Source organism: Ferruginibacter sp., assembly GCF_014377975.1.
Classification (GTDB): Bacteria; Bacteroidota; Bacteroidia; order Chitinophagales; family Chitinophagaceae; genus Ferruginibacter.
Genome location: NZ_JACMOO010000227.1, coordinates 1 through 2964, shown reverse-complemented (window position 1 = coordinate 2964; position 2964 = coordinate 1). Strand labels below are relative to the sequence as shown.

Annotated in this window: 4 protein-coding genes; all 4 read left to right on the top strand. The window is 38.5% G+C overall.

Annotation, left to right across the window (positions count from 1 at the left end):
• A partial coding sequence (locus tag H7254_RS12450; protein WP_301933275.1) for a DoxX family protein occupies positions 1-444 on the top strand: 444 nt, incomplete at its 5' end.
• Positions 441-803 carry a hypothetical protein gene (locus tag H7254_RS12445; protein ID WP_301933274.1) on the top strand — a complete coding sequence of 121 codons (363 nt, stop codon included), beginning with the start codon at positions 441-443 and terminating at the stop codon, positions 801-803. The genes H7254_RS12450 and H7254_RS12445, both read left to right, overlap by 4 nt.
• A 37-nt stretch (positions 804-840) precedes the next feature.
• Entirely contained in the window at positions 841-1197 is a 357-nt protein-coding gene (locus tag H7254_RS12440; RefSeq protein ID WP_301933273.1) for a hypothetical protein, read from the top strand.
• Entirely contained in the window at positions 1197-2717 is a 1521-nt protein-coding gene (locus H7254_RS12435) for a S41 family peptidase (RefSeq protein WP_301933272.1), read from the top strand. The genes H7254_RS12440 and H7254_RS12435 overlap by 1 nt, the downstream gene beginning before the upstream one ends.
• Positions 2718-2964: the final 247 nt, after the last annotated feature.

Genomic DNA, 2964 nt, shown 5'->3' with positions numbered 1-2964 from the left:
GCCTGGTGGCAGGATTTGCTGCTGCTGATACCAAGATTGGTTTGTGGCTACCTGTTAACGTCAAACTTTGGCGCTGCCAAATTTGGCCTGCCCTGGAGCCCGGCAGATAATAACCTCGGCTTTTTTGAAGTAGCTTTCTGGTTTCCCATTGATGTGGCGGAGTATGGCGGCATCTTTAAAATGTTTCCCATCTTCTTCGCCTGGATGGGTGCTTTTAGCGAAGCAGTCGGCGGCATCTTTTTACTATTGGGACTGCAAACAAGGATTTTTTCCTTTCTTATTTTATGCACTATGCTGGTGGCTATTTTTATGCAGCAAATGGGCAATGGTGCCTGGAACATGCTGCCCGCCGCAGGCTTTGCATGGGTAAGCCTGTATGCACTGATAATTGGCAGCGGAAGGTTTGGTGTTGATTATCTCATCTCCAAAAAATCCAAATCATGAAAAAGTATTCAATCATTTTAGTAAGTCTGCTGCTTTTTTCGCTGGCGGGCTGCGTGCAAAAAAGTTATACAAAGACAGTGGCGGTAAAATTGAAAGTATCAAACATAAAAGACATAAAAACCGTGGGTATTCGTGGACAGGGAAAACCGCTTAGTTGGGACAATGATTTTGAGTTGAAATCAGTAGAAAAAGATTCATTGTACACCGCAACAATTACCGCAGTTACAGGTTACAAATTTGTTGAAATAAAATTTACTGTAAATGGCGATTTCGAACTAAAGGAACAGCCCAACCGCAGGGTTGTATTTAGTGTTAAAGACACCACTTATTATAATGCAATATTTGATTCCAATAAATAAAAAGTTCTATATTTTTTTAATAATAAAAAGTAAAAACATGAAACCATTCTTTATAATCCTGCTGTTATGCAGCTCAATTTTCATTGGTTGTTCTTCTTCGCATGGCATCACTAATATAGAGCCAAAGACAGGCACAATTGAAATTTCTGCCAATGGCGAATTTCGTATATGGAAGGATATTAAACATGGCAGTTTTACCGTACTGCTTACCAATTCATCGCCCAGCCAGTCGGTAGAATTATACAAAGTAAAAAGTGATGGCAATGAGAAATGGGTAAGCCCTTCGCTGCTGGCCAAGAGCAGCCAGGAAGTAACCATACCTGCAGATGGGCATTTGTTTATTAAGAATTTTAATCCCAATACATTTACTATTACTTATAAAATTGCAGAATAATGAAACGAATGATTACAGCGACCGCTATTGTATTTTTCATTTGTATCACATCAATAGCCCAGCAAAAACTTACACTGGCACAGCAACAGGAAGATTTTAAAATTTTTAAAATCAGTATGCAGGAAATGCACGCCGGTGTTTACTGGTTTATCACACCTGAAAGACTTAATATGTTGTACGACTCTGTGTATGCGACATTGAAAGACCAGGAAGATGTAGAACAATTTTATCTCAAAGTGCGTTTTTGTATGGCAGCACTGCATCACGGGCATGATGGAGTAGAATGGACAAACCGCCACCCGGGCCTCAATTATAAGATGAATGCCATGCCGGCTGATAGGAAACATTTGCCATTTATAATGGAATATTTAGGCGACCGGTTATACATACTTAACAATTGCAGCAACAATAAAAAAATTATCAAAGGCAGCGAAATTGTAAGCATCAACGGTAAAACAATTGCCAGCCTGAATAAGCAAATGCTACAATATATTTTTGCCAATGGCCGCAACACTACTTTTAAATATAAAATGCTGGGTTTCTATTTTCAGTTTCATTACCTGTACAAGGTGCTGTATCCAACAGAAACAAGTTACAGGTTGGGTATCATTCCATATAAATCTAAAATAAAAATACAAGTTGTGGCGAATGCTGAATTGCCACAGACGATTGCAGACAGATACAAGCAGCAAACGGACAAATTAATCAACAACTGGGATACTTTATTTAGTTATAAAGTACTGGATAAAGCAAAAGGTATTGGTTACTGTAAGATGGAAACATTTTCTACCCAGCGCTTTGATACCGACAGTATTAAATTGGTTAAGGTGCTGAAAAAAATGTTTGTACAAATAAAAGCAGATGATATTAAAAGCCTTGTGGTGGACGTTCGCAACAATGAGGGCGGCGATGATTCCTGGCAAACTGCTATTAGTTATTTCAGGGGAATAGAAGAGAATAAAAATGGCGGCCTTGCTTATTTGCAGAGTGACAAGTTCACTTACATCCAATGTGTGATTCAGAATGATGGCAACAGGCAGTTGCTGCAGGTATTTAAAGACAGCCCTTACGCATTAATAGATAAAACCCCGGAAGGGCGTTTCAAGCTAAAACCAGAATACACAGAGCATGATACCAGGGCAAAGCCTTTAATGCACAATGCTTTTAACGGCAATGTATATTTATTGCAAAACGGGTTAACGTTTTCTGCAGGCTTCGCATTTGCCGGTATGCTGAAAGACAAGATCAAAAAAAGCAATGGCTTTATAAAAGTAATTGGCGAAGATAACGGGGATGATTCGGACGCAGGTGTGGGCAGTGGTGGCTGGGGCGTAGAATTATTGTTGCCCAATAGTAAAGTGAAACTAAATATACCTATTACCGGCAGTGGGGAAAAAGCTTATACAATACCCCCTGTGCATTTTTTAGACTATAAAGTAATACCCACCATTGCTGATAAATTAAATGGTGTGGATACAGAACTTGAGTTTACAAAGAAAATAATTGCATCTAAAAAATAAAATACGGGTATCGTCAATTTATAACACGGCCGCTGATAAAGCGGCTTGTTTTCTATTAAGGCTTTTTGAATTTTATAAACAAATCCCTTATCAGTAAACCGGAGAGCATACCAATTACAAAAATAGAAAGAAACTGTATTGCCCTTATATTTTTATTTTCCTATATTGCGAAATAGTTACCTATTGAAAGCATAAGCATAACAGCAGTAAGTACCAATGTTCGTTGTGTTCGCAAACTTTTAGTTTT